The 4035-nt window shown below is 63.4% G+C and carries 3 protein-coding genes, 3 tRNA genes and 1 pseudogene; all 7 read right to left on the bottom strand.

Translation table 11 applies throughout. The features are described 5' to 3' along the window. Nucleotides 1–749 (bottom strand): annotated as a pseudogene (locus tag FG99_RS27450) (elongation factor Tu); the annotation flags it as partial. A gap of 83 nt (nucleotides 750–832) precedes the next feature. Further along, a tRNA-Thr gene (locus FG99_RS27445) sits at nucleotides 833–908 on the bottom strand. A gap of 18 nt (nucleotides 909–926) precedes the next feature. Beyond that, a tRNA-Gly gene (locus FG99_RS27440) sits at nucleotides 927–1000 on the bottom strand. 25 nt (nucleotides 1001–1025) lie between these two features. After that, nucleotides 1026–1110, bottom strand: a tRNA-Tyr gene (locus FG99_RS27435). Nucleotides 1111–1250: 140 nt separating this feature from the next. Continuing rightward, on the bottom strand, nucleotides 1251–1934 hold the full coding sequence (locus FG99_RS27430; protein ID WP_043273410.1) for an SPOR domain-containing protein: 684 nt from the start codon (nucleotides 1932–1934) through the stop codon (nucleotides 1251–1253). A gap of 8 nt (nucleotides 1935–1942) precedes the next feature. Then, nucleotides 1943–2692, bottom strand: a complete 750-nt coding sequence (locus FG99_RS27425; protein ID WP_043273408.1) for a pantothenate kinase — start codon at nucleotides 2690–2692, stop codon at nucleotides 1943–1945. Beyond that, nucleotides 2682–3626 carry a bifunctional biotin--[acetyl-CoA-carboxylase] ligase/biotin operon repressor BirA gene (gene birA / locus FG99_RS27420; protein WP_043273406.1) on the bottom strand — a complete coding sequence of 315 codons (945 nt, stop codon included), beginning with the start codon at nucleotides 3624–3626 and terminating at the stop codon, nucleotides 2682–2684. Before birA ends, FG99_RS27425 begins: the two co-directional genes overlap by 11 nt. Between the last annotated feature and the right edge of the window lie 409 nt (nucleotides 3627–4035).

Genomic DNA, 4035 nt, shown 5'->3' with positions numbered 1-4035 from the left:
CCGACGATTTCCACTTCTTCCTGGACCTTGACGATACCGCGCTCGACACGACCGGTTACCACGGTGCCGCGGCCGGAGATCGAGAACACGTCTTCGATCGGCATCAGGAACGGCTGGTCGATGGCACGAACCGGCTCGGGGATGTAGGAGTCCAGGGTTTCCACCAGCTTGCGCACGGCGGAAACGCCCATCTCGTTGTCATCCTGGCCGTTCAGGGCCATCAGCGCGGAACCGATCACGATCGGAGTGTCGTCGCCCGGGAAGTCGTAGGTGTTCAGCAGGTCGCGAACTTCCATCTCGACCAGTTCCAGCAGCTCGGCGTCGTCAACCATGTCGGCCTTGTTCAGGAACACGACGATGTAGGGAACGCCTACCTGACGGGACAGCAGGATGTGCTCGCGAGTCTGCGGCATGGGGCCGTCGGCAGCCGAGCAAACCAGGATCGCGCCGTCCATCTGGGCAGCACCGGTGATCATGTTCTTCACGTAGTCGGCGTGGCCCGGGCAGTCTACGTGAGCGTAGTGGCGTACCGGCGAGTCGTATTCGACGTGCGAAGTGTTGATGGTGATACCACGGGCTTTCTCTTCCGGCGCGTTGTCGATCTGGTCGAAGGCGCGAGCGGAGCCACCCCAGGTCTCGGAGCAGACCTTGGTCAGAGCAGCGGTCAGAGTGGTCTTACCGTGGTCGACGTGGCCGATGGTGCCAACGTTGACGTGCGGTTTGTTACGTTCAAACTTCTCTTTAGCCATTTTGACCGTCTCCCACTAGGAATTGAGAAAGCCGTATCACCGATAAAACAAAGGCAGATACTTTCATATCTGCCTTTGTTAAGTGGAGCTCATGAGCGGATTTGAACCGCTGACCTCACCCTTACCAAGGGTGTGCTCTACCAGCTGAGCTACATGAGCAAACATAAGCAGCAAGTCTGGAGCGGGTAGCGGGAATCGAACCCGCATCATCAGCTTGGAAGGCTGAGGTTCTACCACTGAACTATACCCGCGGAGCCTGACGCTCACGCTTGAAACTGGTGGAGGGGGAAGGATTCGAACCTTCGAAGTCTGAGACGTCAGATTTACAGTCTGATCCCTTTGGCCGCTCGGGAACCCCTCCAAGTGAGGCGGCATTCTACAGTTTGCCACCGCGCTGTCAACAGTTTTTTCTTTAAAAACTTGAGCTTAGCTCTTCGACAACGACTTCGTGAAATTCCCCTTTCAGGTCCCCCCTACGAAGCGGGCGCCATTCTATGCAAACTATTCGGCGGTTGCAACGCTTTTGCATGGCATTGTTTGCCTTTGCAATTCCGGGAAGTCCACGAGCAGTTGGCGCAGCAGGCTATCGTCCGCCAGGCGCCGGCTCTCGGGAGCGATCTGCACCCAGAAATCATGACGATTGCGCCCCAGCTCCCGCACCAGGGCATCGTACCCGGCGGTCTTCAGGCGCTCGACGACCGCGTTGGCCGAATCCTCGTTCTGGAAGATCCCCAGGGAAATGCCATCGGCGAGGTCGCCCTCGGTGATGATGTAGCTGTCGATCTTGCGCGCCTGCAGCTCACGCAGTTGCCAGAGCGAAGCCTGGCGCGAGGCCAACGGCGGCAGGTAGACCCAGTAGTCGGTTCCGGCGGCGGCGTCGATCTTCTGCCGGCTCACATGCACGTCGAGACTGGTGAGGCGCTGCTCGAGCGCCTTGGCCCGGTTCTCGTCGGAGAAGGGACCGAAATAGAGGCATGCGCTCTCCTGCGCAGGCGGCGCCCCGGCCATCTCCGCCTGACGCCGCTGCGCGGACTCCGGCGACTCGCTGAGCAGGCGAATGTTCTTCTGCTCGCCGCGGTACAGGCTCAGAGGCGCGATTTCTTTCGCCCGCAAGGGCGTCTGCTGCTGATGCCAGATGAAGTAGAAGGCGTTCAGCACCAGGAGGAACAGAAAGAACCAACGCATGAGGGGTATTACTCCAGCGGGCAGGCGATGGCCAGGCCGGTAAAGACCAGGTCGGGAAGGATTCGCGCCTGGGGCAGCTCATCCCTGACCAGTTCGGCATCTCCGCCGGTGAGGAACACGGCGCAGTCGCCGCCGAGCAGCTCGCAGGCCAACTGATATTGCTCGCGCACGAAACCGCGCAGCATCAACAGGCAGCCCCGCTCCACCGCTTCCGCGGTCTCGCGCCCCGGCGAGAGCCCCTGCAAGGCTTCGCGAGCCGCCGCGTCGTCGTAACGGATACGCCGGGTATGGGTGCGCAGTTGGCTGCGCATCAACGGCATGCCCGGGCAGATATAGCCCCCCAGGTGCTGCCCGGCGGTATCCACCAGGTCGGAGGTCACCGCGGTGCCCAGATCGAGCACCAGGCACGCACCACCCGCCAATTTGTAGCCAGCCACCAGAGCCACCCAGCGATCCAGACCGAGGCGCTGGTAGTCGCGATAGCCATTGCGGACACCGGCCAGGACCTCGGCCGGCTGCGCGATGCTCGCGTCTATGCCGAAAGCCTCGCTCAACGCCTGCACGAGCGACGCCGTTTCCTGTTCGCTGCGCACGCTGACCAGACGGCAATGACGAAGCGCGAGCCCCTCGCAGCCGCGCAGCCGCTCGAGCAGCGCAGCATCGGAATCCGCGACGCCGGAGGCGACGGCCGCCAACCCGGCGGAGCGGATCACCCGCCATTTGATCAGGCTATTGCCACAGTCCAGTTCAAGAATCATCAGACAACCTCAGACTCAACTCGCCCCCGCTGAAGCGGCTTTCCACGCCATCGACCTCGAGGCGCAACGCCCCCTGCTCGTCGATCCCCAAGGCGCGACCGACGATGTGCTTGGCCGCGGTCGAAAGCACGACTTCGCGCCCCTGCCACAGGTGGAAGGACTCCCACTCCCGCTGGCTGGCCGCAAAGCCCTGCTCGCGATGACGGGCCAGGTGCCACTCCAATTCCCGGCTCAGCGCGGCGAGCAGTTCGTTGCGATCCACCGGGCGCCCCGCGGCTTCGCGCAAGGACGTCCAGGGCTGGTCGATGCCTTCCGCGGCACGCATGTTCACATTGATGCCTATGCCGATGGCCACGCTGCATAGGTCTGCAGGGTCGCCGGTCAACTCCAGGAGAATGCCGGCCAGCTTCTTGCCACCGAGCAGAATGTCGTTCGGCCACTTCAGGCCGACACCGGCGATGCCGAGCGACTGGATGGCGCGCACCACGGCAAGGCCGACGACCAGACTCAGCCCTTCCAGCTCCTTGGGCCCTCCCCTCACGGAGATGCCCAGGGTGCAATAAAGGTTGGCGCCGAACGGACTCACCCAGGCGCGCCCGCGCCGCCCCCTTCCCGCCGTCTGCCGCTCGGCCACCACGGCGAAGGGCGTGGCGGCGCCGGCATCCAGGCGGCGCATGACTTCGGCATTGGTCGAGTCGACCGAGAACAGCACGTCCAGCGGCCAGGGCGCCCGGACCTGTTGCGGATCGATGGCCATCAACGGCTCGGCCAGGCGATAGCCACGGCCGCGCACGGATTGCACCTCCAGCCCGAACTCGCTCTCCAGGCCCTGCAGGCGTTTCCAGACGGCACTACGGCTGACACCCAGCGCCGCCCCCAGCTCCTCGCCGGAATGGAATCGTCCATCGCCCAGTAGTTTCAGCAATGTCTGCATATCGCGTCCCGCCACAATAAGGCACGCATGATATAGAGGCGCTTTCCGCTTGCCTATGCACTAGCGGCGGGCGGAATGACAGGAGATGCCTTTGTAGCCCGCGATTCGCGCGCAGGGCGCGCTCCTACAGGGCGAATGGCGCAGGTGGTGCGGCGTAGGAGCGGATCTCATCCGCGAATCGCGCCGGGACCGCCGGCAATCGCGGACAAGGTCCGCTCCTACGGGTGCAGGACGTACCCTCGTAGGATGGCGTTGAGCGAAGCGATACCCATCGCCATGGCGAGGATCCATGTAGGAGCGCGCCCTGCGCGCGAATCGCGGGCAGGGCCCGCTACAGGGAGATGCACCGGCTTTTCCGCGCGCCAAAGCAAAACCCCCGACCAGCCAGGCTGATCAGGGGTTTTGGGAT

Origin of the sequence: Pseudomonas sp. AAC, from assembly GCF_000725445.1 — a bacterium.
Lineage (GTDB): Bacteria > Pseudomonadota > Gammaproteobacteria > Pseudomonadales > Pseudomonadaceae > Pseudomonas > Pseudomonas citronellolis.
Note: the sequence above shows the minus strand (reverse complement) of the source record. Positions and strands in the feature narration are given on the sequence as shown.

Coding starts and splice junctions, on each gene's coding strand:
- birA (WP_043273406.1), bottom strand. CDS start 3,626: ATGCAGACATTGCTGAAACTACTGGGCGATGGACGATTCCATTCCGGC.
- FG99_RS27425 (WP_043273408.1), bottom strand. CDS start 2,692: ATGATTCTTGAACTGGACTGTGGCAATAGCCTGATCAAATGGCGGGTG.
- FG99_RS27430 (WP_043273410.1), bottom strand. CDS start 1,934: ATGCGTTGGTTCTTTCTGTTCCTCCTGGTGCTGAACGCCTTCTACTTC.